At 50.8% G+C, this 26,786-nt stretch carries 29 protein-coding genes; 4 read left to right on the top strand and 25 right to left on the bottom strand.

The window, feature by feature from the left end; translation table 11 throughout:
- The first annotated feature begins 54 nt into the window (after positions 1 to 54).
- Positions 55 to 1,707: an ATP-binding protein gene (locus BQ5591_RS07100; RefSeq protein ID WP_004294439.1), complete on the top strand. Its 1,653-nt coding sequence runs from the start codon at positions 55 to 57 to the stop codon at positions 1,705 to 1,707.
- Positions 1,708 to 1,892: 185 nt separating this feature from the next.
- Here the strand turns inward: BQ5591_RS07100 and BQ5591_RS07095 are convergent, their stop codons facing one another.
- From BQ5591_RS07095 to BQ5591_RS06980, 24 genes are all read right to left on the bottom strand, one after another.
- Positions 1,893 to 4,079 carry a type IV secretory system conjugative DNA transfer family protein gene (locus BQ5591_RS07095; protein WP_004294440.1) on the bottom strand — a complete coding sequence of 729 codons (2,187 nt, stop codon included), beginning with the start codon at positions 4,077 to 4,079 and terminating at the stop codon, positions 1,893 to 1,895.
- A 7-nt stretch (positions 4,080 to 4,086) separates the two neighbouring features.
- Positions 4,087 to 4,575, bottom strand: coding sequence for a hypothetical protein (locus BQ5591_RS07090; RefSeq protein WP_004294441.1), 489 nt, complete (start codon positions 4,573 to 4,575; stop codon positions 4,087 to 4,089).
- A 4-nt stretch (positions 4,576 to 4,579) separates the two neighbouring features.
- Positions 4,580 to 5,200: an Lcl C-terminal domain-containing protein gene (locus tag BQ5591_RS07085; protein WP_017140658.1), complete on the bottom strand. Its 621-nt coding sequence runs from the start codon at positions 5,198 to 5,200 to the stop codon at positions 4,580 to 4,582.
- Positions 5,201 to 5,258: 58 nt separating this feature from the next.
- Positions 5,259 to 5,771, bottom strand: a complete 513-nt coding sequence (locus BQ5591_RS07080) for a hypothetical protein (RefSeq protein ID WP_004294443.1) — start codon at positions 5,769 to 5,771, stop codon at positions 5,259 to 5,261.
- The gene (gene traN, locus BQ5591_RS07075) at positions 5,768 to 6,619 is read right to left on the bottom strand and encodes a conjugative transposon protein TraN (protein WP_004294444.1); all 852 of its coding nucleotides are present in this window, start codon (positions 6,617 to 6,619) and stop codon (positions 5,768 to 5,770) included. The genes BQ5591_RS07080 and traN overlap by 4 nt, the downstream gene beginning before the upstream one ends.
- Positions 6,598 to 7,440 (bottom strand): DNA-methyltransferase, encoded by an 843-nt coding sequence (locus BQ5591_RS07070; RefSeq protein WP_004294445.1) that lies wholly within the window; start codon positions 7,438 to 7,440, stop codon positions 6,598 to 6,600. Before BQ5591_RS07070 ends, traN begins: the two co-directional genes overlap by 22 nt.
- Positions 7,437 to 7,790, bottom strand: a complete 354-nt coding sequence (locus BQ5591_RS07065; protein ID WP_004294446.1) for a hypothetical protein — start codon at positions 7,788 to 7,790, stop codon at positions 7,437 to 7,439. Before BQ5591_RS07065 ends, BQ5591_RS07070 begins: the two co-directional genes overlap by 4 nt.
- A 13-nt stretch (positions 7,791 to 7,803) precedes the next feature.
- Positions 7,804 to 8,955 carry a conjugative transposon protein TraM gene (gene traM, locus BQ5591_RS07060; RefSeq protein WP_004294447.1) on the bottom strand — a complete coding sequence of 384 codons (1,152 nt, stop codon included), beginning with the start codon at positions 8,953 to 8,955 and terminating at the stop codon, positions 7,804 to 7,806.
- 72 nt (positions 8,956 to 9,027) lie between these two features.
- Positions 9,028 to 9,411, bottom strand: a complete 384-nt coding sequence (locus BQ5591_RS07055; protein WP_004294448.1) for a hypothetical protein — start codon at positions 9,409 to 9,411, stop codon at positions 9,028 to 9,030.
- A gap of 13 nt (positions 9,412 to 9,424) precedes the next feature.
- On the bottom strand, positions 9,425 to 10,039 hold the full coding sequence (traK, locus tag BQ5591_RS07050) for a conjugative transposon protein TraK (protein WP_004294450.1): 615 nt from the start codon (positions 10,037 to 10,039) through the stop codon (positions 9,425 to 9,427).
- 27 nt (positions 10,040 to 10,066) lie between these two features.
- Positions 10,067 to 11,200 carry a hypothetical protein gene (locus BQ5591_RS07045; RefSeq protein WP_007219889.1) on the bottom strand — a complete coding sequence of 378 codons (1,134 nt, stop codon included), beginning with the start codon at positions 11,198 to 11,200 and terminating at the stop codon, positions 10,067 to 10,069.
- A 13-nt stretch (positions 11,201 to 11,213) separates the two neighbouring features.
- Positions 11,214 to 11,981, bottom strand: coding sequence for a DUF5045 domain-containing protein (locus tag BQ5591_RS07040; RefSeq protein WP_004294454.1), 768 nt, complete (start codon positions 11,979 to 11,981; stop codon positions 11,214 to 11,216).
- Positions 11,982 to 12,000: 19 nt separating this feature from the next.
- Positions 12,001 to 12,723, bottom strand: a complete 723-nt coding sequence (locus BQ5591_RS07035; protein WP_004294455.1) for a hypothetical protein — start codon at positions 12,721 to 12,723, stop codon at positions 12,001 to 12,003.
- Positions 12,720 to 15,275, bottom strand: coding sequence for a hypothetical protein (locus BQ5591_RS07030; protein ID WP_029429258.1), 2,556 nt, complete (start codon positions 15,273 to 15,275; stop codon positions 12,720 to 12,722). Before BQ5591_RS07030 ends, BQ5591_RS07035 begins: the two co-directional genes overlap by 4 nt.
- 34 nt (positions 15,276 to 15,309) lie before the next feature.
- The gene (locus tag BQ5591_RS07025; protein ID WP_004294457.1) at positions 15,310 to 15,717 is read right to left on the bottom strand and encodes a DNA-directed RNA polymerase subunit alpha C-terminal domain-containing protein; all 408 of its coding nucleotides are present in this window, start codon (positions 15,715 to 15,717) and stop codon (positions 15,310 to 15,312) included.
- 23 nt (positions 15,718 to 15,740) lie between these two features.
- Positions 15,741 to 18,446 carry a TraG/VirB4 family ATPase gene (locus BQ5591_RS07020; RefSeq protein ID WP_017140657.1) on the bottom strand — a complete coding sequence of 902 codons (2,706 nt, stop codon included), beginning with the start codon at positions 18,444 to 18,446 and terminating at the stop codon, positions 15,741 to 15,743.
- Between the two features lie 105 nt (positions 18,447 to 18,551).
- Positions 18,552 to 18,848, bottom strand: coding sequence for a DUF4133 domain-containing protein (locus BQ5591_RS07015; protein ID WP_004294460.1), 297 nt, complete (start codon positions 18,846 to 18,848; stop codon positions 18,552 to 18,554).
- Between the two features lie 12 nt (positions 18,849 to 18,860).
- On the bottom strand, positions 18,861 to 19,226 hold the full coding sequence (locus tag BQ5591_RS07010) for a DUF4134 domain-containing protein (RefSeq protein WP_004294461.1): 366 nt from the start codon (positions 19,224 to 19,226) through the stop codon (positions 18,861 to 18,863).
- Between the two features lie 77 nt (positions 19,227 to 19,303).
- Positions 19,304 to 19,630: a DUF4134 domain-containing protein gene (locus BQ5591_RS07005; protein WP_017140656.1), complete on the bottom strand. Its 327-nt coding sequence runs from the start codon at positions 19,628 to 19,630 to the stop codon at positions 19,304 to 19,306.
- A 1-nt stretch (position 19,631) separates the two neighbouring features.
- The gene (locus BQ5591_RS07000) at positions 19,632 to 20,078 is read right to left on the bottom strand and encodes a hypothetical protein (protein WP_004294463.1); all 447 of its coding nucleotides are present in this window, start codon (positions 20,076 to 20,078) and stop codon (positions 19,632 to 19,634) included.
- A gap of 242 nt (positions 20,079 to 20,320) precedes the next feature.
- Positions 20,321 to 21,208 (bottom strand): toprim domain-containing protein, encoded by an 888-nt coding sequence (locus tag BQ5591_RS06995; protein WP_004294464.1) that lies wholly within the window; start codon positions 21,206 to 21,208, stop codon positions 20,321 to 20,323.
- Positions 21,209 to 21,289: 81 nt separating this feature from the next.
- Complete coding sequence (locus BQ5591_RS06990) at positions 21,290 to 22,414, bottom strand: AAA family ATPase (protein ID WP_004289317.1); 1,125 nt, start codon at positions 22,412 to 22,414, stop codon at positions 21,290 to 21,292.
- Positions 22,392 to 22,766: a helix-turn-helix domain-containing protein gene (locus tag BQ5591_RS06985; RefSeq protein WP_004294465.1), complete on the bottom strand. Its 375-nt coding sequence runs from the start codon at positions 22,764 to 22,766 to the stop codon at positions 22,392 to 22,394. The genes BQ5591_RS06990 and BQ5591_RS06985 overlap by 23 nt, the downstream gene beginning before the upstream one ends.
- A 198-nt stretch (positions 22,767 to 22,964) precedes the next feature.
- Positions 22,965 to 23,609: a hypothetical protein gene (locus tag BQ5591_RS06980; RefSeq protein ID WP_004294466.1), complete on the bottom strand. Its 645-nt coding sequence runs from the start codon at positions 23,607 to 23,609 to the stop codon at positions 22,965 to 22,967.
- Between BQ5591_RS06980 and BQ5591_RS21515 the strand changes: the two genes are divergently transcribed.
- Entirely contained in the window at positions 23,514 to 23,807 is a 294-nt protein-coding gene (locus BQ5591_RS21515; protein ID WP_162129475.1) for a hypothetical protein, read from the top strand. The two genes, BQ5591_RS06980 and BQ5591_RS21515, sit on opposite strands and share 96 nt — an antisense overlap.
- Positions 23,808 to 23,867: 60 nt before the next feature.
- On the opposite strand, the gene BQ5591_RS06970 is transcribed toward BQ5591_RS21515, so the two are convergent.
- Entirely contained in the window at positions 23,868 to 24,998 is a 1,131-nt protein-coding gene (locus BQ5591_RS06970; RefSeq protein ID WP_004289313.1) for a site-specific integrase, read from the bottom strand.
- 235 nt (positions 24,999 to 25,233) lie between these two features.
- Between BQ5591_RS06970 and BQ5591_RS06965 the strand changes: the two genes are divergently transcribed.
- Positions 25,234 to 26,328, top strand: a complete 1,095-nt coding sequence (locus tag BQ5591_RS06965) for an LIM domain-containing protein (protein ID WP_159434439.1) — start codon at positions 25,234 to 25,236, stop codon at positions 26,326 to 26,328.
- Between the two features lie 15 nt (positions 26,329 to 26,343).
- A complete protein-coding gene (locus BQ5591_RS06960; protein WP_071148889.1) occupies positions 26,344 to 26,754 on the top strand; it encodes a hypothetical protein in 411 nt (136 codons plus the stop codon).
- The last annotated feature ends 32 nt before the right edge of the window (positions 26,755 to 26,786 follow it).

The raw sequence follows: 26,786 nt of genomic DNA, 5'->3' as shown, positions 1-26,786 counted from the left end.
TATCTCCCACATTTTTTATACCTTTGCACTCTATTTTATACCGAAATTACATTTATGGAAATGATGATTGAGGATTTGAAACAACTACGCGAAAGCGAAGACCATATAGAATTTAAGGAAGCAAAGCGGAATTACCCGTTTGCAGGTGGAAAGCATGTTGATCCGAAAGAAAGGCGGCGGTGTGTGTTGGGGTATATTGTCGCTTTGGCGAATGAAAAAGGCGGGCGGCTGGTATTGGGTATGGCGGATAAAATGCCTCATACGGTTGTCGGCTCGGATTTTGCCCAAGACAAAGTGGGAGAACTCACGGATGAAATTTACGAAAGGTTGGGAATAAGGATAGAAGCGACCGAGCTTTACGAGGACGGTAAGCGTGTGCTTGTCCTCTCCGTACCCTCCCGGCCGATAGGCAGACTATTGAGGTTTGAGGGCGTACCTCTCATGCGTACCGGAGAAAGCCTGCGTGAAATGTCCGATGCCGAAATATTCAGGATATTGTCGGAACAGGAACCGGATTTCTCGGCCAAGATATGCGAGGGGCTTACCATAGGGGATCTGGATAAGGAAGCCATTGCGGAAATGAAGAGCCAGTATGCCCGTAAACAGGAAAATCCACTTTTCCGGACTTACCCCGACGAACAGGTGTTGTCGGATTTGGATTTGTTGAAAGACGGAAAGTTGAACTATGCGGCGCTTATCCTGCTCGGAAAGCCCGAAGCCATACGGAAATACCTGCCGCAGAACAACATTGTCGTGGAGTTCAGGATGTATCACTCGATGATACAATACACCGCACGCAAGGAATTTCAGCTGCCACTGTTTATAGCCATTGACAAGGTTTGGGATTACATTAACCAACCGGCAAGCAATCCGCTTCTGCATTACAATGACGGCCCATATATATTTGACATACCTTCATTCAACAAGGAGGCTATCAGGGAAGCAATCTTGAATGCCTGCTGCCACCGTTCGATGTTGATTCAGAGCGATGTGGTCATCAAGCAATATCCCGACAGCATAACCATTACCAATGCCGGTGGTTTCCCTTCAGGTGTGGATATAAATAACATCTTGACGGTAAACAGCGTTCCGCGTAGTAAACTGATGAGTGAGATATTGCAGAAGACAGGATTGGTGGAGCGTTCCGGCCAAGGGGTTGACAAGATGTTCTACAACTGTATCATGGAGGGAAAGGCACTGCCGGATTATTCGGGAACAGACCCCTATCAGGTAAGTCTCACGTTCAAGGCTCCCGTACTGGATAAGGATTTTGTCGTTTTCATCAGGAACGAGCAGAGCAAAAGGACACCTGCTGAACAACTGAATGTCTTTGAATTGCTGACTTTGTATAAAATCGCAATGAGGGATTACGAGGGACTTGAAGGGAATATCTTGAGAAAATTATCTGAAGAAGGTCTTGTAATAGACGAAAATGGAGCTTACCGCTTGTCGGAAGAGTACCGGAATGAAGCGGCTGAAAAACTGAAAGGATTGAATATGAACCATCTTAAGTCGGTATCGGATTGTTTCCGTAAAAATGGTTTTATCAACCGGGCTGCCCTCAAGGAAATATTCGCAGATATATTGTCCGAAAAACAGGTTCGGGCATTTATCTCCAAAATGGAAGATGCTGGTATTATACAAAAAGAGGGGGCTGGTAAATATACCCGTTATATAAAAACACCTGATTTCCCTTCTTTCGTGTAGGGCCGCAAGAAACCGATTTTGGGCCGCAAGATTATAACACATTGTTTATCAATGATTTTTTTAGGGACCGCAAGAAGCTGGTTTTGGACCACAGGATTTTCTACAATAGATAGGGAGCAAGAAACGCCTGCAATGGACACGAAATCATTGCAGGCGTTTTTTTTACTTTCCCTCATATCGGAATCCTATTTAGCCCCTCGTTTGTTCAGAACGTCCTTTATCATTTCTTTTACCTCCATTCCCACATTCACGAAATTCCGGTAAAGAATGCGTTCCCGTTCCTCCCTCGACTTGAACGTGTAGAACTTTGGTAACGGTACATACGCCGCTTCCTCCTTCTTGATTTCCTTCATGTCGAAATCCGTCTTGCAGAAGAACTTCGAGGTTTTGAACTCTTCCGCTTCCTGCACGTTCATCGAGCCGCCCATACCGGTTTTCGTCTTGATGAAATCTCGTGCTGTCTGTCCGCATATCCAGCCTGTCGGCATATCCGAGATTTTCGAAGCGGGCACGAGACTGTCCATATTCTCGTTCAGGTTGAAAGAGGTTTTGTCCCGGTCTATCGTAACGCCTTTCTTGATTTGCACCACCTTGCCGAAAATGTCGCCGGACAACCATTCCAGTGTCTCCTTGGCACGGGCTGAACCGCTCACCACATTGCCCACCGTCGTGATGATTTTTTGCATACCTACCTTTCCGTAATCCGCTTCAAGCTGCGGCAGCTCTTGGAAGCCGAGCGTCACGCTTACCTTGTTGCTTCGTGCCGTACCGATCAGGCGGTCTATCTTGTGGAAATACAGTGTCGGCAGCTCATCGACGATGATGCTCACGGGAATGTTCTTGCCCTGCCCAGTATTTACGCGGGTAACGAGACGGTTCAATATCAAGGCGTTCAAAGCGCCGATAATGCTTTCCATTTCCGGGTCATTCGCTATCAACAGGTAGCTCGGATGTTTCGGGTCGCTCACTTTCAGGTCGAAGTCGTCCCCGTCACGATGGAATATCCAGTAGCTCTCTTTGGTCGCCAAGCGCGAGGTATAGACACGTAACGTGCCTATCATACCCTCCAGCTGCTCCATTGCCTTGTTCTTGAAAGCCGTCTGGAACGGGCCGAGTAATGGTGCTACCTCGTTATCCGTTTCCAGTACCTCGAAGATGGTCTGGTAGCTCTCGTTTAGGAACGAAAGGATGTGCGGCATGTCCGAATACTTGCCTAACCAGTAGGCCGGATTCACGATCTCTCCGCCCTCTTTGTCCCGCACCACGCCTGTCGGTTTCCAGAACTTCGTTTCGGGGTCTTGCCGTTTCTCGGCGTACAACTTGTTCCCTTTGGCATCGTAAGGTTCGCGTTCATAGTTCACGAAAAAATAGATACAGGCAGCGAGGAAGTTCACAGCCGATGTCTGGAAGAATTGGTCGCTGCCGCCGCCTCCCTCTTTCTTGCCCTTTTGCAGGCTCTCCAACAGCGTCTCTGCCGTTTCGCTCGCCGCGGCGAGGTTGTTGATGTACTTCGCTTGGATAGGGTTTACTCGGCGACTGTATTCCACGTCCACGAAGTTAATCATGTTGAACTTGCACCCTTTAGGCACTTTGCCGAGCTTCTGATTCTTCTTGTAGTGGTAATAAAGTTTCGTGGCCAGCGTCGGGAACTTGTAGTCATAGACCACCATTGCGAATCCCTTGGCCGAATGTTGTCGGATAAACGGCTCGATAATGCTGAATGTCTTACCCGATCCCGGTGTTCCGACGACCCATGTTCCACGGAAACAGTTGGTTATATTGGTCCAGCCTTTGCGGAATTTGCCTTTGTAATAGTACCGCATGGGAATGTTCACGCTGTACGGGGTCTCTATCAGTTCCTCGCACTGCTCGAAGCTCTCGTTCTCGAAATTGAAACGGTCTTTCATCAGACCGTCCTTGGTGAACTTTGGTATGTTGTCCAGTGCAATGTGTACCAGTATCACACCCGCAAGGGAAGTCGCCATATAGAAAATGATGTTCAGCGGCAGGGTGTATAGTCGTATTTCCATCGGGTGGTTGAACAGCCATACCGACAGGGCGAGCAGCGACAGACCGCCTACAAGCGGGTACACGACCTGAGTGCGTGCATTGCACTCTAAATGCTTGTTATTCCGTGTTCCGAGACAGGTGATGCAGATAAGCAGTATCGTGGCTAACTTGCTGTACACGAGATTCCCGTCGTTGTATATCATCCATTGCTTAATACGTCCGTGAATATTGCAAAGGATGCCGTCCCAGTGGTCCAAGGTCGCCGGGTCGATGGCATATTCGAAGAACTCCATGAGGACGGAAACATACACCACCGCACGGAATATCTGGTAAAATCCCTGTAATTCCTTGCTCTCTTCCATTGCTATGTCAATTCTTTTTAATGCCCCAGAGGACATGGATATGAGGCCATTGTATACGGTTATCAGCAGTAAGCTGGCAGACATGGGAAACTGCATATAGAGGTTTAAGCCTTAAAGCGTCATATATTGCAGAAGCCCGTACTTCCGCTGTAAACTTCTCAAGGAAAATCCGGACAGCATCGTCAGAGCCACAAGTCATGAAATCAATGAAACCTTCAATCAATTCTTTATTGACATAGTAGAGCTGCCCTTGGAAAATATCATGGTAATGGCTGATACGACCGTTCCATTCCGTCCGGATTTCTTCCCTGCGGTTCTTTGCGGAAGGAAACCTCTCGTAGCAGTCTATTCCATCATCGAGGAATATGTAATTACCGGAAACGTCCTCTTGCTTAGGACATTTGCATCTCAACAGATACCCGAAAAATCCTTTGTCCGGATGTACTATATCCACATATTGTGGTGCATTGAAATCTTTAATTCCGTTCATAATCATAAATTCAGTTGTTGATGGTTATAATGGGACGCACTTTATGCGCCTGCGTCTTGGGCGTTTCCTGCATGGCTCCGCTGGCTGTCGAGTAGAGCCATGCTTTGACCGTCTGCTGTCCTTCCACCTCCGTCGATGTCCAGTACCAGCACTCGTTGGCCTCAGTCGGAAGCGGGTCTCCGCCGCATTTCTCGATGACCGGATTGATGATGCCACGTGCCGCGTACAGCAGACGCATCTGCGCCACTGAGGGCACATAGGCGCTCTGCCCGTATTTCCACAGGGCAAAAACGGATTCGGCCATCGGAGAAGTCGTTTCGTCCGTCCCGTGCAGTGCATTCGTGTTCGCATTCCCGTCGTATGCCGTGATGTCTGCCGACGTACCCTGCTCGACGCCGAGGCTGTCGGCGAAAGCCTTCGGTGCCATGTCCCACAGATAAACGGCATACCCGTTGCCTTCCGTTTCTCCGTCGGAATAGGTATGGAAGACGACGGCAATCGCCTGTTTCCCGGAATTTTCGTACTCGCTGTACGGCACGGCCTTGCCGTCCACACAGAGGACGTGCCCGGGACGTACTGCCGTGTCGGGTACTTCGATATGTGCGTCACAGGCGGCCAACACCCCGGACATAAAGACAGCCTGCAAAATCGGGCAAGCCTTTCTGATAATGTTCTGTTTCATATTTCCCTTATTTTATAGGTAGTTTAATACCAAGGGCGACCCCTGTACGCAGCACATCGGCCCCCTTTATCATCACGTCTCCCTTGACTTGCCAGTATAGCGTCCAGCCCGCCCGCAACACATAGTTGTGCTCGTAGCCGAAATGCAGCCCGACAAGGAACTTCCTCGTATCGCTTCCGCCCGAAGCCCCGATACGGAGGCTTCCGTAATGGTTGCGTCCCTTCGTGACGCAGGGTTTGTAAGCCACGCCGAAGCCGTAGGTACGGTAATTCTGCCAGAAAGATTTCGGGCATACATGCTTGCAGGATTCGCACTCTGCCCATTGCAGGTAGCCGTTGGCAAAGAACTCCCACGCATGGCGGTAGTTCATCTCGTGTTCGTAGGCCAGCGTCACGTCCAGCCCGTTCTTGTACAGCAGCCCCGCACTGAGCGAAAGGCGGCCGCTGCCCCGTTGTGCATTCGCACCGACGGCGAGGCACATGCAGGCAATCGTCAGGATAATCGTCTTTCTCATTGTCATTCCTCCTCCAGCAATGCCGTGCTGAACGAATCGGCCGACAGCACGTCCTCATAGTCGATATTCAGGCTGATGGCACGCCCGCTGATTTGTTTCTCCGTCATCTCGATGGTCAGTACCTTGTCGTTCGGGAACGTCATTTTCTTAACCACGACCACATTCCGGTAGCCGTGCCGGAACGTCTTGCCTGCCTCCAGCACCAGTTCCGGGACCAGTTCGATGACTTGCGCATTAGTCGCTTTGGTCAGTTTCTTGTCCGCCAGCTTCACCCGTATCTCGTCAATGTCGAAACGTATGTTCGTCCGGTTCTCTATCGAGAAGTCGATGAAGAAATACTCTCCCACGGCGTAGATGTTGTTCAACCGCATGGTCATGCGGTGTGCCTTGGTGGCGACGTTGCGGATCTTCGCGGGCGAGTTCCAGATACGCCGGGCGAAGCGTGTCATCTCCACGGTGGACATCGAGACCGCCGGGTTGTGGTAGGCGTTTCGTTCCTGCAACTGGATTTCCTTGTCTGTTACCGCCTCCCGCACCCGTGTGGTGTAGAGCAGTGCATACTGTGTGCGGTAGCGTTCCGTTACGATGGTCACTATGGCCAGCACCTCGCCGTCCTCGTGTCCGCCCTCTTTCGGTTTCAGGCGGACGATGTTATCTATCGGTTGGTCGCCGACAACCTTATCGGTGGAGATGTCCACGAAGCGTACCGGTTCCGAGGCCGTGATGACCGTTGTTACCTGTTCATTTACCGTAAGTTGTTCCATCTCCTCGTAGGTTCGTTGTGCCTGTACATTCGGCATTCCCAGTAGCCCTGCCGCCAGAAGAAATGCCGTTACGATTCCTTTTTTGTCCATGTCATTGATTTATTGATTTGTTTTTCTTCCCTTATCTCTTTTTCCTCTTGTGCCTTGTTCCTGCATTCCAGTTCCTCCTGAATCCGCCGCTCGGTAATCTCGCAGTACGCCTGTTCGATTTCAAATCCGATGTAGTGCCGTCCCGTGCGGATAGCGGCCACGGCGGTTGTGCCTGACCCGATACAGTTGTCCAGTACAACATCGCCTTCGTCGGTGTAGGTCCGTATCAGGTACTCCATCAACGCCACGGGCTTTTGTGTCGGGTGGTAGAACGCACCTTTCTTGTGTTCCTTCGGCATGAAGATGACCGAGGTCGGATATTTGTCATCGGCTATGCGTACCGGTGAGAGTTTCATCGTTCCGTAACAACGGTTGGTAAATCCCTCCGTTTTACGCCTCCCGTGATTTCTCCGTTCCGAAGGACACGGTGTCATCTGCGGATGATAGACCGGCTGTTTTTTATAGAATACCAGAATATCCTCGTGCTGCCGGAGCGGCATACGTTTGGCATTGAGATGTCCCGTCACCCGATCTTTCTGCCACACGAGGTTGTACCGCCATAGCCGGGGTTGCGACAGCATGAGCCATGCGGAGAAAAGCCCCTGCCCGAACAGGATAATGGGGCTGTCCGGCTTGGTAATCCGCCGGTATTGCTCCCACAAGGCTGTTAACGGTATCTGGCGGTCCCAGTTCGCCGACGGATTGCTGCGATTTAACACCCCGTAAGGTAGGTCGGCGATTATGGCGTCCACGCTACCATCCGCTATCTGTTTCATGCCCTCCATGCAGTCCATAAGGTAAATGCGATCCGTCTCTATCATATTGCGTCTGTTTTCGGTTCTACAATTTGCCGGGCGCTCATCCAGGTACAGCGTTCCGTCCGGGTTTTCCGGATTTCACACTCCCAGAGGGTATTCTTCTCCACATGTTTGAAATTGACCGCACCGTCTCTCGGCCCGTAAAAACCGGTATGCTTTTGGAAGGCGAATAAGGCAATCCTCCGCCCGTCTTCTGCCTGAAAGTTGCATATCAGGGCGAATCGTACCCCTTTGTGCCACCATTCGGTACTTACGAGCTTCCCGACGAATGTTTCGGGCTTATCGGGAGCGATGTAGTCCTCGTAATAGAAGCCGTCCGTTCCCTTATGAAGTTTTGATATATCTGATTCCATTGTCACTGCCCTTTTAGTTCCTGTTTTCCCGTCCGTTCACCAGATACACAAACGTCCCGTATTTCAGCTTCACCTTGTTTTTCTTGATAGCCTTGCTGATGGCATTACTCGTTTTCTGGTAGGCATTGTTCACCGCCTGCATACCCCATTGGGCGAGGCTGTTACCGTATCCGCTGGTATTCATGTTCATGCTGCCCGACATGGCACTGCTCGCCACGTCCTTGCTTGTCTCGCGGAACTGGCTGATGGGTACGTAAAGTCCTTCCAGCCCGTCCGTATCGTAGATTGACAAGCTGACCTTGACCAGTTCATCCTCCACCAATATGCTGTTGATGCTTCCTTTTACACGTCCGGAAGAGAAACCGCTCACTGTGGCATACAGGTAAGTACCACGCCTGACCACGCTCTCGTTGATTTCGATGTCGTCCAGCAGGCGCAGCCGCACACGCGAGCCGTCCACGGCCTTGATGTTCTCGTCGATGATCGCCTTGATGAGTTTCGGTTCCCGAGCGTCTTTCGCCAGTGTGTTGAAGTAGTCCGAAGTCGTCTTTACCTTCTTCACCACCTCGCTTGCCTTGTCCGTCTCCGCAGGAGCTTTGACCGAACGGCTTTCCTCGTCGATGGTTCCCTTGGCCTGCGTCATCGTGTCTGGCGGAGCCGCCGTTGCGGTGCTGTCCGTTTCGGACGGCATGACCTCCCGTTGTCCTCTCAACCTCGTTTCGGCGAGTGCTTTTTCCAGTTCTGCGAGAGCTTCCTGCTCCCGCCTCTTGGCATCGGCCGCTTCCGCTGCCAGATCTTTCTCCTTTTCCTGCCGGTCAAGCAGGGCGATGTCCTCTTCGGTGTACTGCGATTCATATTCCTCTTGGTTATTGTCCGGTTCGTCCCGCTCGATGTTGTCCACAGCGGAATAATCTTGTATCTTGCCCCATGATTTGGCCATGTTCTCATACTTGCTGCCGATACCGTCGCCGCCCTTGATTTGGGCGTCTGGCAATTCGGGATTCAGGAACTCGGTCGTCTGGAGTGTCTTGTCCTGTACCTCGGCCTTCTCGGTATGGAACAGGTCGAAAATGAAGTACGACGTGCCGAGAAGGGGGATATAGAGGATAGCCGGAAGCATATACTTCGGCTGCCTGAAATTGATTCTCTTGAAGATATTGTTCATTGTTTCCCTTTAATTGAGTTGCACATACTTGCTTATAGTTCTCTCAAACGGCATATTCATAAGCCTGCCGTTCTATTCCGGCCTTTCCGTACCGCTTTCCTTCGTATCGAATCTTCGTACATGCGGTACGGAAAGCATCTTATGCCGTTCCCGGAGCACGGAATCCTGCATTTCCGTGGCCGTTCGGCGGACTGGATGATGGCGGTACACCACCGTCAGGCGGTAAATATTCCATGTCAGCCCGCAGATGGCGAAGCCGAATACGATGACGAGAAACAGCGTCCGGTGGGCGTTGGCGAAACCCTGTACTTTGGCCACTGCCTTGTCGATACGTGTCGCTTTGGCGAAGCGTCGCCCGGCATCCACGTCGCGTTCGTAGCGCTCCTTGTATTTCGGGTCGTTCTTGTCCGGCATCTTCTCGCCGAACAGCATACGTCTGAATCCTTTGATATTCATAGGACTGGTAGAGTTAATAGTTGCTTTTTGTCTTTTGCTCGATGTCCTTGTTCAGCAGTGTGCGCCAGTTCACAATGAGCAGCCCGTGCGGGTTGTTCTCCGTCCGGGGTACACGCTTGAGCTGTCCCGCCGTAACCAGTTCGCGCATCAGGATATTGCTGCGCCGTTCGATACGCTGCCGCCCGTAGTAAGTGAACTCCATCTTCTCCTTGTTGAAGGTGATACTGTCGCAGAAAATCGAAAAGACGGCACTCGTTCCCAAGATGTTGGAATAGAAACCTTTCTCCTTGAGCGTATTGTACTGTGCCAAGCCCGTTTCGTCCACTAAGTACATCGCTTTCTCCATCGTGTAGCGGATGTACTTGTCGTCGGGAGCAAGGGTAAAGAAGTAGTGGTGGAACATTTCGACATGGCTCTTGGCTTCCACGTCGAGCGTTTCCTCCATTGTCGTGCGGCGTACCAGTATGGGCACGTTGCCGTCCAGCACATATACTTTCTTTTGAGCGTCCGTAACCATCGTGCGGGCCGTCCAGATACTCGACACGCTGATGATGACGCAGCCCACAAGAAAGGCGGTACAAATAATTCCGACCAGTTTGATTTTGTTCTCTAAATTCTTGATGACCATTTTGTTTGAATATTTATCGTTACTTTGTTATCTCATTACCGTACCCATTGCGCCTGTTGCCGTCATTTTGGCCTGCTGTGCCACGCCCTCGCCGAAGTTTCGGGTTGAGAACGCCGTGTCACCCTCCGGTATCATCCATGCCGCAAGGTCGGGGACGAGGTTCAGGCATTTTAGGGCCACGATGCTTGCCGCCATCAGATAGCCCGCCGAGAAGAAGGAGTTTTGCAGGTAAGCCGCCATCGTCTGCTCGCTTGCCGTTATCGCCGTTAGGTTCTCTACCTGTATGCAAAGTACGATGTCGAACAGCAGCAGCACGTAGAAGCCCACGAAGTAGAGCATCGCCCCATAGAAATGTACCGTCAGATACCTCGTGAGCCACTTCGCCCACGCACCTTCCCATTTGGGCAGGAGCGAGAACGCCCACTGGATAGGTCCGAAAATGGTGAGCATTCCCAAAAGAATTTGCTGGCAGTAAATCGTGGCCCACCAACCTATTCTGAATACCACAAGGGCTATCAGCATGATGATTTTGTCTATTCCCACGATGACCCCCGAAGTCAGCGACGTGAACCACAGCTTCGCTGCATCCTTCTCCATGTTAGTAACCTCGTCCACGCCAGTTTGTTCCATCGTCGCCTCAATGAGGTTTGGGTCCGACGTACCCGTATGGGCGACATCGGCCTGCGCCTGAAGGGCGGTGTACATCGTGTCGCGCACGTAAATCAATTCCTGCACTTCCTCGAACTTATCCGAGATTTGCGAGGCTTCGGCCTCATAGAGGTCGTGTGTGTACGAACCGATACAGTTCGGAATATAGGAGAGGAAGTCCAGAAAGCACCAGTTGCTCCCGCTGCCAGCCATGCCCGTATCTGCTGGAGGATACCACCAGCAGAGAATGAGCGACACGGCCAACGGCTTGAAAAGTTTCATCACGTCCAGCGGCTCGTGCTTGACCATCATCTTGTACGCCATACCTGCCGCCATGATGATGGCGAAGAGTGCGGCCAGCGCCATGCACATCTGCAATATCCACCAGAACGGTCCTTGTGACCCCGTAAAGGTCGCATCGGTCAGGAACTCGTTGGTCTGAAAAATCACGTCGTCGATCTCCTCTTCCAAGAGGTCGATACCGAAATCTGAAAGTATGTTTCCGTCTGCCATAGGTTATATGCTTTTAGTTCCCTCTGTTTACCGTCTCGTCTCCGTCTCCTGTATCCGTGCCACCGTCCGATTGTGACCCTCGCACTGTGAAACGCGATTCGTTCCACCGGCCCATTGCCTCTCGGACGATACCGCCTTTGTTCAGCCTCCGGTCGACAGTTGCGTTCAATAGCCCGTCCGTAACCGTAGCGTTCTGTCTTCGGGCAAGGAAACCGACCAGAATCTCGTTCTGTCGTACCACGTCCTCATAAATCCGCAGGTATTCCTTCTTCCGTTGCGCATTGGGCATATAGGCATCCTTGGTGGCGTTGATGGCGCACTGGTACACGTGGTAGTATTCCGTCCACCGTTCCTTGTCGTCCGTCGTGCCTCCGGCAAGGAGGATTCGGTCGATGTTACGCTGAAGCCGTTCCATTTGAGCGTTTATCTTATCGCCTTCGGCCAGCCACGCGAGGTCGATCTGCCGGTCGGCCACGTTCAGCGCCTCGATTTCGGCACGCTTGACCAGCGCTGAGTCGATGGCTTCCGCCTCGTCCGTCTGGTTGTACAGGTTCACACCCGCCAGCGTGCGGAACGACAGTTTGTTCTTACTCGCCGCCGACTTCTTGTATTTGTTGTGCAGCAGCGTGTAGTAGAGTTCGGGCGACAGAGCACCCGTGCCGGTTTCCATGACCGTAATCTGATTCTGTTTCGGCGAATCGTGGTTGTAAGTGACCGACTGCGCCTTGATGCCGCCAGTTGTGATTGTCACAACCGCCATGAGTAATAATGTTCGTTTCATTTTTCCCTTTCATCGTTCGTTAATAATCCAGCCGTCCCGCTTTGCGCCACCGTCCGAAAGCCCCGTCGATAATCTCCTTGACTTTGGGACGGTAAATCTTCTCTTTCCAATAGCCGATACGCACCTGTATGTACCGCCACGTCTCGATATATGCCCGGTTCAGATGTCGCTCGATGTCGTCCAGCGACGTGTTCACTGCCTCCAGCACCAGCAGTAGGTCGGAAGTAGAACAGGCCGCTGCTCCGGTGGCATACAATACAAGGTCGCTTACCGACTTGTAGAGCTGCTCCCCGTCATCGGCGATGTCCCGTATCGCTTTCTCGTTGATAGCCAGTATCACCACGTCGCCGGGGTCGATGCGTCCCCGTTTCACGATTCTCTCGTTGAAATCTTCCAGCAGTCTCTTGTAATCGCCGATACGGTCGCTGACCGCCGTATAAGTGCTTTTCACGTTCAGTACCGTCCGCAAGGACTGGTACATCACGTCGATGACGTCGAAGGCGCGGGTATAGCGGTCCAAGTCCACATTCAGTTCCTTGTACTCGCCGATCTCCTCGCGGCTGTATTCGTGCAGCAGCTTGTTGCTGTATTCCAGCGTACTGCGGGCCAGCAGCAGACTGCGCTGTTTTTTGTGGTCGTTGATGTAAGCTTCTACCGACACGATGTCGAAGGTCCATTGCGCCTTGGCGATGCCGGGCAGGAGAGCCAGCAGCACGACTGTCATCAGCAGGGCACGTTTCATGGCCGCACCTCCTTTCCGCTGTCTTTGCCGTTCCTGCCGTTTCCGTTCCGCAGGTTTCGCGCATTCTCCACCCAACGTTCGTGGCATTCCTCCACGAGCGTCAGCCTGCGTCCCTCGTCCATGTCCAGTTCGGGCAGCACGTCCTTCAGCACGTCGATGATACTCCGCTTATAGTGCATCATCTTTTCCAGCGACACGAGGTCTGCATATATTTTTGTAATCCGGGAATCCACTTCCCGTGCGATTTCGAGCCGGTCGCTCGACCACAGCAGATGGTACACCTCTCCGGTCGGAGTCTCTTCCAATGGCGGGGTACGGGCGTATTCCGTCGTGATTTTGCACGAAGGATGCTCCCGTGCAATCTCCGCAATACGGTCGTTCACCAGTTTCGTTTTCTCCGCGTCCGACAGGTTCGGGTCGAGCGTCAGCACGTCGGCCACATACGTGTCGGTATATTCCGTGGTCAGTTCCCAACTGATCTGCACGATGGCACGGTGTATCTTGATACCGAGGAAATATTTCGGTTTGCGGGCTATCGAGACCGTTGCCTTGAACGTGATGACCCCGTTGATATTCGGCATGGTCGCCTTACGGACATAGGTGTAGCCGTTCCACGCCCCGCCGTCCTGCCACGACAGGCTGTAAGCCGTCTTGCAGTCCTGCATGATGGCCGGTATGCGGTAATAGTCGTCCGTTGCCACATCGTTATCGCCCGCCGCCTCGGTTTTTGCGTCGGTATATTCCTGCTGTTTCTTCTGCCATTCGGACAGCTCGCTTTTCAGGCGGTCTATCTGTGTTTTGTTCGCATTGTACTGCTGTCGGTACACCGCCGCATCTTCCACGCTCGCCTCGGCGATTTTTTTCAGCAGGTCGGCATTCTCATTCTCCAACGCATTGATTTGCGACTGAAGGACGGCCACTTGCTTCTCCGCCTCCTGCAGCATGGCGTCCAACTCGGATAAGTCCAATTCGTTCTCCGTAACCGTGGTCTGCATGGCACACTCCTTTGAATGGGCGTTCAGGGATTTGCCGCACTTCCGGCATTTGTACTGTGTCGTGCCCTGACCGAGCGTAGCCCCGTCCGAGCAGGTTACACTGATGGTCACGCTCTCGCAGCCCTGTAACTTTGCGGCATCCGTTGCCTGATAATAGTTCCGTGCGTCGGAAGCTATATAATAGGTATAACCCTCCTCGTTGTCGTTGAACTCCGAGAGACGGGCATTGAGTTGCGCCTTGAACGTGTTTAGGTCCATCGAATAAGAATCGAACACCTCCTCGTAAATGATTTCCTCCCGGTTCCAGCTTTTCTTCACATGGATTTCGTAGGCATAGGCTTTCTTCGTCTGTTTGCCGCCCCGGCTGATGATGTAACCGTTCTGCCAGTAGTTAATATTATAGGTATAGCCGTCGTTTTGGTTGTTGAGTTGCTGTACCCGGCTTCTCGACCATCCGGCATACCGTTCCGAATTGGCGAGTGCCTGCTCCCGTTGTGATGCATTGGGATAGAAGCCGGGATCGGTCGTCTCGAAACGCGTCCACTCTCCACCGTTCAGTATGCTGTTATCGTCCGTCGGCGGGTAGTAATCGCACAGGGCGATACTCCCTTGCTCGCGTCGGCCGATATACCACCGTTGCGTGTAGTAGTTTCCCGCTGTCTCGTCCAGATAATCCGTTATCCACGAGGTCAGGTCGTAGTTGCTGAAATCGAACAGTCCCGCTACGTTATCCTCTCCACCCACCATGTCGATCAGCAGACCGCCGAGGTCATGTTCCGCCTGCTCGAAGAGCGCACCGTAATGATCGTACAGGTCGATAATCTTGCTGATCCTGCCGCCCATCAGCTCATGGAACGAACTGGTCTGCAGCAGGGCGTCACCGATATTTCCGATACCAGCCGAGGCGAGACCGACACCCATGTTGTAGAGGTTGTCGATGTCGTGTTGCAGGTTCTCCTTGGTAAAGTTACCCGGCACGCTGGCGAGATCGTCCAACATATGCTGCCAGTCGATGTCGCCCACTTCCGAGAGTTTCAGCAGAGGGGCGATGTTTCGGTTGATTTCCAGAAACACGATGTCCGAAAAGCCCAGAGTGCTGTTCGTCACTACACTCTCGAACTGCATACACAGACTTTTCGTCTCGTCGCAGATTTTCATCAGGTAGCTGCCCCAGTAGATAGCCGTTTGCGGCGAGCGCAGCATCAGTTTCGCCACCACCCATATCTTCGGCATGATTTTCTCAGAGACCATGCGGTAAATGCGGCGGTAGTAGTAATTCTCCGTACTGCTGTTCCAGATGCCGAGGTCGGAAAAGGCTTTATGTTCCAAGAACTTGGACGCAAAAATCCCTGCCGTGGCCACTTCCGCCGCATTGTAGTGCTTGAGAATGTCATCGACCTGCTCCCGGTAATAGCTTTCCGCCACGGCTTCCGTACCGAAAGCGGTAGCCATTGCCGCCACGGTACGCGCATCGTAGTTCACGCTGTAATACTGTGCGTGGACCTGCTGCACGACGACGAGCGACAGGAGTATGAGGATAAGTGACAGCCGTTTCATCATGGATTCTTTCCCAGTTAAAAACAGACGCCCGTCAGCGCGTCATGCCTCTTAGTGCACGTATCAGTCCGTCGGCCTCATATACGGCGGATTCTGCCACCAGACGGTGATGTATGAATACCTCCTTGGCGATCTCGTACCTGCGTTGTTCCCATTTCGCCTCTTCTTCCTCGTCCTGTACGGAATTTTCTATGCCGGCGTATTCGTCCAGTTCCTTACCGAGCATCCCCAACCGGAGATTGTATCTTTCCAGAACCTCCTCTATTTCCTCAATGCTTTTTCTACCCATGTCGCGTACCCTTACCAAGTCCTTTCCGGGCCATTGGCATAAATCCCGGATGGTCTTGATGTCGAACTCACGGAATATCCGCTGGATACGGGCTTCATATTTGCTCCCGAACTCAAGTGTCTTTACACTTTGGCTGATGTCTATCTTTTCCATTTTTGTAATTGATAATTTGATTGTTATTGTTTTACATGAAGATTCAATACCCGTCCGGCCTCGTTGACCTTTTGGGCGAACGGCAGGGACTTCCCGATACCGCTGGCGTTCCAGTCGCGGCAGTACGCCTCGATAGCTTCCTGATGACTGCACCGTAATTCCCGTTTATAGAGTTTAAGAGCTTCTTTCTCCGCCCGCTCCGTGGTGTAGGTCATGTAACATTCTCTTGGTTCTTCTACGCCGTACACGCCGCTGGTCGTTCCCCGGCGGATGAACACCTCGCGGAAGAAACTGCGCCCTTCCTTGTTTTCCAGCCGGTTGATGGTGAATATCTTCTTGCAGTCCACGTCGGTAAGGCCGAGAATAGCCTTGATTTCATCGAACCGCTCGCGGAACTTGCTCTGGTCGAGCAGCATCACCACGTCCGAGTTGTTGATGATGGCCTCCTTGACAATAGGGCTGCCGATAATGTCCTGTATTTCCTGCGTCACCACACCGACCGAAGCCCAGAATTTACGGGCCGTCTTGTACATAAACTTGATGTATTCGGCCATGAGCGGGCTGGCAATAGCTTTCCACGCTTCCTCGATGACCAGTACCTTACGGTTCTTCTTGATACGCATCTTTTGCAGAAACACGTCCATGATAATCAGTGTGACAAGAGGGAACAGGAGAGGATCATCTTTTATACTGTCGATTTCGAAGACGATAAACGTCTCATCGAACAGTGAACTGTCCATGTTCTCATTCAGCGTCTTTTCATGATTGCCGCCCCGGTAGAAGTCCTTCATCATGTAACGGTATGTCGAGATGTCGATGCCCGAAATGTGGTTCTCGGCACAGATGTCGGGGATGCGCTGCACGGAAAACTCATAAAACGAGTTGAACGACAGCTCTTCCACTTTTAGCTCCTTACGGCGGCGTTCCATCTCGTCGATCATGCGCTCGATACGCCCGGCCCGCTCTCCTTCGTCTTCGCCCTGCTTCTCGGCATGGTTACGGTCGTCGATGAGCAGCCCCTTACGCAAATCCTCCCGTTGCAGGGGCGTGAAGCCGTCGAACCCATTGAAATAGGTGTCGTAATACTCCGTGATAACCTGTTCTATCAGGCGATCCTCCGTCTTTGTGACCGTACCCTGCGAGCCTTTCCAGATGAGCAGTACGAGGTTTTTCAGGAAGCCCGTTTTCTCCACATTCATTTCCGCCCGGTTGATGCGGAATGGGTTCATGGTAATCGGTCTTTCCTCGGTATAGGAAATGTACTTGCCGCCCAGATACTCGCAAAGCCCCTCGTAGCTGTTACCCGTATCGACCATCACCACGTCCGTTCCCTGCTCGTACAACTGGCGCACGACAGAGTTCATGTGGAAGCTCTTGCCGCTGCCTGAAGGCCCTAAACAAAAGAAATTCGAGTTGTCTGTCAGTTTGTTTTTTCCTTCCTTTCCCGTGATGTCTATAGCCACCGGCACGCCTTGGCGGTCCGTGTAGTAAATTTTCAGAGGTGTTTCTTCGCTGTGCTGTATGTGCTCCTTATACATCAGGCACACCGCCGCGTCACCCAGCGTCAGGAAGCGGTCATAGTCCTCGTTCATGCCGTAGCAGTTACCCGGAAACGAGTTCACGAACAGTTCCAGCTGATTGTACGCCCTCTTGGAGATATGGATACCCATACGCCCGAAAGCGTTCTCCAAATGGTTCGTGCATTTTTGCAGGTCCGTACCAGTCGGTACGGCGACAATCAGGTTGAAATGGGTGTACACAAGCTGCTTGCTTTCCCGCGCGATGACCTCCTGTACCCGCTTGATGTCCTCCACGGCCATCTGGTTGCTCGGATTGGGAATACTGGCGTGCCGGTTCTTCTTTTTGTCCAGCAGGGCCAGTTCCCTTTTCTGATTGGGCAGGAAGACAATCTGGTTGTAGATGACAGCCTCCGCACTCGGAATGCTGTCGATGGCAGCCAGCAGGTCCACGGGCATATCCGTGTTATTGACCTCTATATTGGTATAAGGTCGTATCAGTGAAGGCAGTGCGGCGCAGTCCACATCGACAAGACTATATACCTTGCAGCGTTTGTCGCCCATCGAGACCGTCTCGTCGTCTGCTTTGAAGTTGGTCATCGACACGATCCGGTCCTTGAAGTTCATGGCAAAGTAGCGGTCCACGTATTCGCTTGCCTCGGCTTTGTTCAGGAACTTGGCCTGCACCCCGGCATCGTGCAACTGGTCATGCACTTTGCGGATTTTGACCAGAAAATCGCGCCACTTCTTGTTGTCGAACGAGAACAGTCGGCTCTTCTTCGCCTCCTGTGTGATGGTCAGGTAACACACGCTGTCCGTGTAGTTGCGCCCCTTGAAGTAGCGGAAGTAGGCCGACGAGAGGAACTCGTGTTTGTCGCCCGTCTCGTTCTCGAACTGTTTCCTGACGAAGATGTCCTGTTTGTGCAGGGCATATCCTTCGCCGAGCGTTTGTGCGAGGGCGGTGAAAAGGTGCGTGAACTCATAGTAGCTGTCGATGTTCGCGCAGTATTTTTGCACGGGGTTCTCTATTTTCAGGATAGCGGAATATTCGCCCGTCTTGGTATAGAGCACACCCACGCCGTTCGTCTCCTCCACGGAAAAATAGATGTCCTGAAAGATACGCTTGCGCTTGCCTCCGGTACCGAACGCATAGACCGACAGGGCCATGCCGGCACACAAGGCGATAAAAAGTAGAATGATGTACAAAGTCATCTCAAAATACGATAAAAAGGCCGGGCCGCCCGGATTTCAGGCGGCCGGCCCGCGTTCAACATTCAACAAGACCACACGTTGCCCGTGATGGTTTTTCTTTTCTTCTCACAGCTTCTTCGAGTGGGCATAGATATACACCCCGCGCCCGTCTTTCTTGGTATGCAGCCCTTTCCGCTGTTTGAGCATGATAAAGGCGATACCCGCCGAGACGACCGCAACCAGCACGACCAGTCCGACCACGAACCCTGCGAGACAGTAGGCGATTATAAAACCGACGATGGCTCCGCCGGCAACACCCGCCGCCCAGTAGATGTAGCGTCCCTGAATCCCCATGAACTCCAAAGGCCGTTGCAGACCCTTGAACAACGGGTAATCGGGATAACGTTCGTCCTTGCCTTTCATCGTGCGGGAGGTTTATGCGCCGAGACCGAAGAACATCGGAAGTGCTTGTGCGGCAGCGATTAGGAAAATGCAGGCTCCCACGACCATCATGATCTTCTTCTTTACGTCCTGCTCCTCGTTGTTCATGGCGATATATACCGAGATAGCGCCCACGATAGCCACCACGCCTGCGATGGCGTAACACAGTTTGACCATGATGGGGACATACTTGGCAATTTCCTCCGTCACGGTCGCCAGTGCAGTCGTACCGGCGGAATAATCGCCTGCGGAGTTCTGGGCCATGACGGCTGTTGTGCCGCACAGCAACATCAGCGTGAGCATCTGCATCTTTTTCGTAGAAAACATTCTTTTCATTTGTCTTTTAGTTTTTTGAAACATGATTATTTATTTTTTAGGGTAAGTATTGCAGTTCTTCCGAATCATCATCGCGGCAACACGCCGCCGGTTGCCGGTTTCTATATGCGATAGCCGAAAAAGGCAGGAAAGACGAGGAACGCACCGATCAGGAACAGACACGCGCCGACAAGCGTTATGATGGACTTGGTGATGCCGTCCTCGCCCGTGTTCATCTTTACGTAAATCTGGAATCCGGACACAATCACACAAATCCCGGCGATGGCACAGCATAGAGCTTGGACGTAAAACATCATCGTTACCACGTAGTCGTGCATCGTCGCCAGCGCATCCGCACCCCAACTGTAATTCACGCTGCCGCTTTTCGCCAGAGCTGAACAGGGGATGATGGAACAAAGCGCACATAGTATCTTTTTCGTTTTCGACATCTTACAGCTTATCTTTGACCGGTCTCCATTTCAGGCAGGGACGGTTGTCCAAGCGTCCTTTGGAAATCAACGCCTTATACATCTCTTCGTCGGTAAAGCCGTCGGACAGGTAGGGAGCGATCTCTTCCATCTGCGCCTCCGCCTTGGCCTTCAGCCTTTCAAGCCGCTCTTTCGCGGCTGCCTCCTTTTTCCCTGTATCGCCGTCTTGTACCGCAGGTGGGGCAGCTACGGCTTCCGTGTCGCATGTCTCATTTCCGATACTAAACCCGGTCTCGTTCTCCGAAACCTCGACACTCTCTTCCGTGGCATCCATCGGACCGAGGTCGAAAACTTCCTCGTCAGTCTTCTCCGTTCCCTTCTTTCCATACAGGTCACGGGTAATATTGACTGCGTAATAGACGATGTACAGCCCCGTCAGTACAAGGGCGAATATAAAGTATGAACTCATTTGTTTTTAAGTATGAAATTAAACTTTAATTGAACTTTGAAAGTACAAATGCAAAGAAATGTATTATATTCGATATAACGAAATCTCTTTATATCAAACAGTATTTTATTACATAGAAATAAGTACGAAACATATAAATTGAACTTTAATTTCATACTTTAAGGCGAATGTACCGGGAAAAACGGGCATAAAAAAAGCCCTCCCGGGAGGAGAGCTTTCAAGGGAGGGGTAACGATAATGCCTTACCGTTTCTTTCCACGCAGGTAATCGTTCAGGTCCTTGTACTCGTGATAACGGAGTGCTTCGTTGTGTACCCGCTTGCCGTACATGCCGGCGATGGTCTCTTCCGTTTTCTGTCCGGCGAGATCATTGTCGAGATAACAGTGTATTTCCTCGTACACCTGCAAGTGTTCCAAAGCCTTTTTCAGGTTGTTCACCGAGTTCATCACGAGGTAATCGCAAGGTGCGCCGATGCAGACCGTATCATCACCCGTCTGTTTCAGCGTCAGGTAAGAGAGAAAATCCATGAAGCCTTCGAACACGCAAACCCGGTTCTGTGCTTCACTATGAGAATGCCTGATGACAGAGATGTCCTTACACCGGATACAGCCCTTATAATAAGGATTGCGAATCTCGTACCCGCCCGCCACGTTACCGAAGGCAAGGGCGAAGTAGCGCCGTTGCCGCAATTCATAATGGACCTCCCGGCAGAACATGCGGCCGATGTCTCCGTCGATTCCACGGGAATGAAGGTACGAGAGCAGCGCATGGTGCTGCAACGGTACGATGAGCACGTCCTTCATGTCGGCTTCGACGGGTCGGGGCGTTGTCCCCGGAATCCGCACCCTTTGTATCGGGATAGCGTTCTCGTGCTTGCCTATATAGGCAAGCACTTCGCTCACGCTGTCCGTCCGGTAAAGGTGCTTGCCCAGTTCCACAAGGTCTCCGCCCGTCGCTGCGCCAAAGTCATACCATTCGTTGAGCCGGTCATTGACCTTGAACGACGGGGTACGCTCATTGCGTAGCGGCGACAAATACCAGTATTGTTTCGATGTTACACTCTGGGGGTGGTAGCCGAGGCTGGCAAGATAGTCCACGATACGCAGTTGTTTTGCTTCCGCTATGGTCATGTCATTTTCTTTTCACTTGTTTTCAAAAAACGGTTTACTTTGGTTTTTCTCCTATATATACCCGGACCAAAGTAAACTAAATTATTTTTCACCTTCCGCGTCCTCGCATTCTTCGTCGAAAAGCAAGGCTTCGGTCGGGGTCACATCGTAATAAAAGAGCTTGTCCCGTTTGACGATCAGCTTTAGGTTTTCCGTCAGGTACTGCAGCAGTTTTATCATGACGCTGCGTCCCCGTTTGAACCCGATAGCCTCATAGGAAGCCATGAGAGCCTGTAGTACGTTCTCGAAACCTTTGATGGGCCTGTCCCCGAAAGCGGCGGAAAGCGCCTCCCGGTGCTGCTCGATGGACAAATCCATGAAGCTGCTCCGGGCCTTCGGTCTCACGCTGCCATCAAACGAATAGTTATCCACCATGACCGGCAATCCTTCGTCATCAACGGAAAAAGCAAACGGTTTGAACTCCTTCTCGCGGATATGCAGCGCATGAACTTCACTGATAACGGGATTCTCCGCACTCTTGGTGATGACCAGCACCGTTTCCGCCTTATTGCTCATTTCCGTGCCGATATGCCCGCGCACATTGTTGTCGCCTTTATTCAGGTGCAGCACACAATGGATATGCAGGTCGTATTTCGACGACCACTCCATCATCTTGTTGATAACCTCCACCGATTCGCTGGTGCTGTTGATGTCGAGCATCAGGTCGCGGATGCCGTCAATGATGACCAGCCCGTACCCTTTGTTCTGTCGCAGAGCGTAGTCGATGACCTCAATACGCACGGCTGGCGTGTATTCCCGCAGGCAAATGAAATCGAGATTCTCGTTGTCGGTTGTGGTGGGCAGCCCCGCCAGGCGGAGAATACGTTCCAACACGTTATGGCAATGGAAACGGCTCTGTTCGGTGTCCACGTACAAGATCCTACGCTTGCCTTCGGGCAGATGCGCCCGGTAGTTCAAAACCTGCCGGCCCGCCAGTGACGCGGCGACAATAGCAGAGACATTAAACGTCTTTTTCGCCTTCGCCTTACCCGTCGAAGCGCTAAAATTGCCGAGCGTCGCTATGGTGGAGTTGTCGATCCATATAATCTGGGGCGGAGTCACGTAGGTGTCCGTGGCCTTTATCTGCGATGCCGTGAGAATATCCGACAGGCGATTCTCGTCCAGTTCCGCCCACGAGTTACGGTCAGTTCTTTTTTCGTTTTCCATAGCGCTTCTGGTTAAAGAACGGTTGGGTTGCGGATACTTCCGTCGCCATACGCATGGCATCGTCCACCGTAGGTTCGTAGTTTTGCAAGAGCCATGCGTCCAGCTCTTCCTTCGCGAAGTAAAGCATCTTGCCGCGAGGTTTGTAGTGCGGGATTTCCTTGTTCGATGTGAGTTTGTACAACATACTTTCGGACACGCCGATATACATGCACGCCTCTTGAAAAGTGAAGACTTTCTTGGTCGTGTAAATGGTATTTTCCAGCAAAGCCACACGCTCCAACAGACCTTCCACCGGTTCCAACTTCTTGAGAACCGCTTCTATGGCGGTCAGCCGTTCGCTTAACCGCTCCATGAATGTTGTTCTGTTTTGCATAAAATACATGTTAAAATTAGACAATGGAGAGTTACCTCCGTTATGCAGCGCGCTAACGGAGGTCAAAGTTATGTGATGTGAACCGGACAGCCGGAAATTCCGGCATGATACTATGCACGTATCACGGCAACTATCACTGTTTTATCTTTCACATACTTGGCTTTTTGGCACTTCGTGTCATATTTTCAGCCGACTGATGGCTTTTCGTATGCCGAGGTTTGCCGATGTAATGTTGTTCCTCGCCGCAGAGAGGGCAGACGAGAGGCTTGAAGCGGTAACATATCTTGTGCCGTCTTTGGACAACAGGAACCGCCCCTTGTCGAGAACCGACTGCCAGTGAGGCAGGATAAAGGTGTTTTCGAGCAACGCATCGAACAGAACCGCCACATGGCGGATATTGTTCACACGTATACAGAAATTCTCCTTGCAGGCAAAAAGCGCTTCCATGTCCTCGATGCGGAGAGTGGAAACGCAAAACAGATGATAAGCGTTGGCGCAAGCCACAATACCTGTCATCTGTTCACGGGAAAAATTGCAACCAAAGGAGAGAGGTGGAGCGTTTCTGGAATCTTCTGTACGTGAAGAGTCGAACCATACTCCGGCAATGTCGTACTTTTGTTTCAAGGCCATGCACTCCTCGAAAGAAAATGTTTCTGCGGTAAAGAGGCTTTTGACGAGACTTGTACAATCGAGCAACAGCCCTCTGATGATATGAATGTTCATTTCATGGCAATTCCTGCAAACCGCACTGTTGCAGTCGATGTACCGGTGGCTGTTTATAAAGTCATCCACGTAGCGGCCATATCGTTTGCCGTCTGCCATGACGTCTTGAAGATAAAGCTCCCTTGCTTCGGAGAGCAACTCGTAAAATTCTTCCGCTACATCCTGTTCCGTAGCGAAGTGGTGCAGATGTGGTCTCCCTTCAAAAAAAGAGAGGACCTGTTGTTTTGTCCTTTCATGTCGAATTGTTTTTTATGGGTTTATACTTATTATAATAGTGGCATTACTTCGACCATTTGAAATATCGGAGAAAAGCCGGAAATATTTACCTGTAAATTGAATTTGACATGTATGACTACATCAGTCGAATAGGCCGTTAACCAAATTGACTGCTTCGTCTTTTTTCTGGTTGATGATTTTGGCGTACACCTGTGTCATTCTCACGGAGGTATGGCCAAGCAGCTTCGATACGGTATAGAGATCCGCACCGAGCGTCAGCATCATGGTCGCGAATGTATGCCGGGCGGTGTGAAAAGTAAAACGCTTGGTGATTCCGGCCGCTTCGGCCCACGGTCTGAGATACTGATTGATATTTGAAGGCAGGTTGAACACAGGATCGTCCGCAGCCTTGTCCTCACGCTCCGGCATCCATTTCAACGCCTCGTTGGAGAGTGGCAGGTAAATCGGTTCTTTGGTCTTCTGCATAGCTACCGCCAGACGGTATTGGCCGTTATCGACAAAGACATTCTTCCATTTCAGGCCGACAATATCGCTGATACGCAGTCCGCAGAAGCAGGAGAACAGATAGGCATTTTTTACCCTCCCTTCCTGCATCGGAGTGGCAATCAATGCCCGTACCTCTTCGATGGTCATATAGGACCGCACGCTTTCCGGCATTTTGGGCTTCTCCGACTTTTCCATCTCGTTAAACGGATTTCTCAACAACCGTTTAGCCCGAACGGCAGCATTCAGGGCGCCATTGAATATCTGATAATAGGTGTTGCGTGTAGAAGCTGCTATCGGCTTTCCTTTAGGGCGGAAGGTTGTCAGCATGTAGTCGATATAGCCTTGGCAAAAAGCGAGGTCAACCCGATCCAATATAAATCTTTCCCCTGCATATTCTTTCAGGATATGGGTAACGGCTTTGATTTGACCGATACCCTTCTTGTCGCGTTTCTCTTGGTACTCCAGATAGGTTTGCATCCAGTCCAGCAGATAAATCTTATCCGTATGGTTCACGATACCGGCTTCACCACTGGTCAGTTCGATAATACGTTTCGACTTGATGGCATTTGCGGCAGCCATTGTTATTTCATTTTGCCGACGGGTATTGCTGTCCGTTCCCGGAATAAGATACAGCTTCAGGTACTCGTATGTCCGTTTGCCGTTGCGGTATATATCCAGATACAGACTTTTGCTGCCATCGGACAAATCCTTCATCCGAAGACGGATTGGTTCTTTTACTTTTTTAGGCTTCTTTATTCGTGGCATAATCGTATTCTTTCATTCGTTATTTTTCGTATGCAAATGTACGAATTAAAACTGAAATCAAGAAACAAACAAGGAACAAAAATGTACCCAAAAAGAACCGATTAACAGAAAATAATGAAAACAACTGAAAGAAAGAGCGTCTTTATAAAACACTGATATAAAGCTAATTTATCTATACTTGTTTGGATTTTCTTTTCATCTTTAATATACCTGTTTATTTATTGTCAATATCAACATGGCAAAATTAAAATCATTCATATTGTGTCTGCTTTTCCCTATCATGGTTTATGGAAAGGGAAGCATGAGGGATACCGTAAGGATTCAGGTTCATAAACAGACGTATGAACTTACCATGTCCGTGGATTCCGCTAAGAGCGGATGTGTCCCAAGGCCGGTTATCGTGTCCGTGAAACTTACCAAGGGAGGGAAGCCGGCAGGAGAAAGCGTCTTTCCGTTACCAGGCGACTGTCCTGATGAAGAAGAGATAAGCATTGAAGGCTCGGACAAGGGATTCACAATCAAATGTTCGTACTGCGAAGATTGCTCCCTTTATATTGGCTATGCCCAATTTGGATATTCAGAAAGGCTGGATGATTTTGTTTTGACAGGATATAAAGAAGAAATTATAGACAGGTGGTTTCCTGAATCGAAGAGTAAAATCGTGGAATACAAGTTCCGCCCTGAAAAGCCGTTTACTTTATGCGCTTTTTCAATCCAAGCTGTCAGGAAATTGATTCATCAGAACATAGCTCAGGAATACGAAATTACTCAAACCCGTACCGGTTTGTATCCGGTGTTCGCTTACTCTTCCAAGAAAGGCAAATTGTTGTGGGTAGAATGTCCGGTCGAGTTTATGATACATAACAGAGGTAAAAACAGGCTGTCAGTGCTTGATCATCCTTCCTATTACGGCTATGCCAATGAAGTTTATTATAAGCTTCTTGATAACAATCCTTCCAAGAGGTGGAATCGCGAACTCATTTATAGGAGTGAAGGCGACTCTATAGGAGATTATCTGGATTTTGCGGAATCCATTTTTCCAAACGAATCCAAACGCTTCATTATCATGCCACGGATTTTTGTTTATAAGAATCCGGATTTTCAGAAGCTGTTTGAGGATACGGTTGCGGTCATGGCACGTTCCCATAAGGAATCCCGTTGGCCTGTTGCCCCTTCTTCGCTATCCTCTGGTCAGCGGAAGTTTCTCAAGGAACTTATTTCCGGTGATTCCCTGAGAGTCCGGTTTTATTTAGATGCATTGGATCGTCATCATGCGGTAAATGTTCCTCTTGATACTGACAAGAGGCTTTCCTCTTTTTCTGATAAATGAAAAAACAGATATTTTATGCCCATCCGATTAAAACGACATAAAGGATTGGTAAAGACAATAGCCGTTATAGCTGCCCTTGTGCTGTCGGGGTGGCTATATCGTGAGCTTCATCCGACCATTATCTTCCATACTCCACAAGAGAGCAAGTATTTGGGAAAAATAGTTTGTACGGCAGATGGGGATTTGGAGGAACTGTATATCGAAAATCATACTGTCCGCTACAGGTTGCCCTACCTTTGGAGTTGGAAAGAGGAGGACGAGGTGGCTGTTTTCATAGATAACTACGGCGATGTCATCCGCAAAGAGGATTTGGACTTTTGGAAGTTGGATATTTATTTAGATGAAGATAATTGCTACAAGAGCCACAGCAAGACGGAATACTGTTGGGGCTTACGCCATATCTTACAATCAAAGACAGATAATTAGGATTGAATGACATGAAAATACTTATCTCTGTC

Origin of the sequence: Bacteroides ndongoniae (genome assembly GCF_900108345.1) — a bacterium.
GTDB classification, from domain to species: domain Bacteria; phylum Bacteroidota; class Bacteroidia; order Bacteroidales; family Bacteroidaceae; genus Bacteroides; species Bacteroides ndongoniae.
The sequence above is the reverse complement of the archived record's forward strand: the minus strand, read 5'-3'. Positions and strand labels throughout refer to the sequence as shown.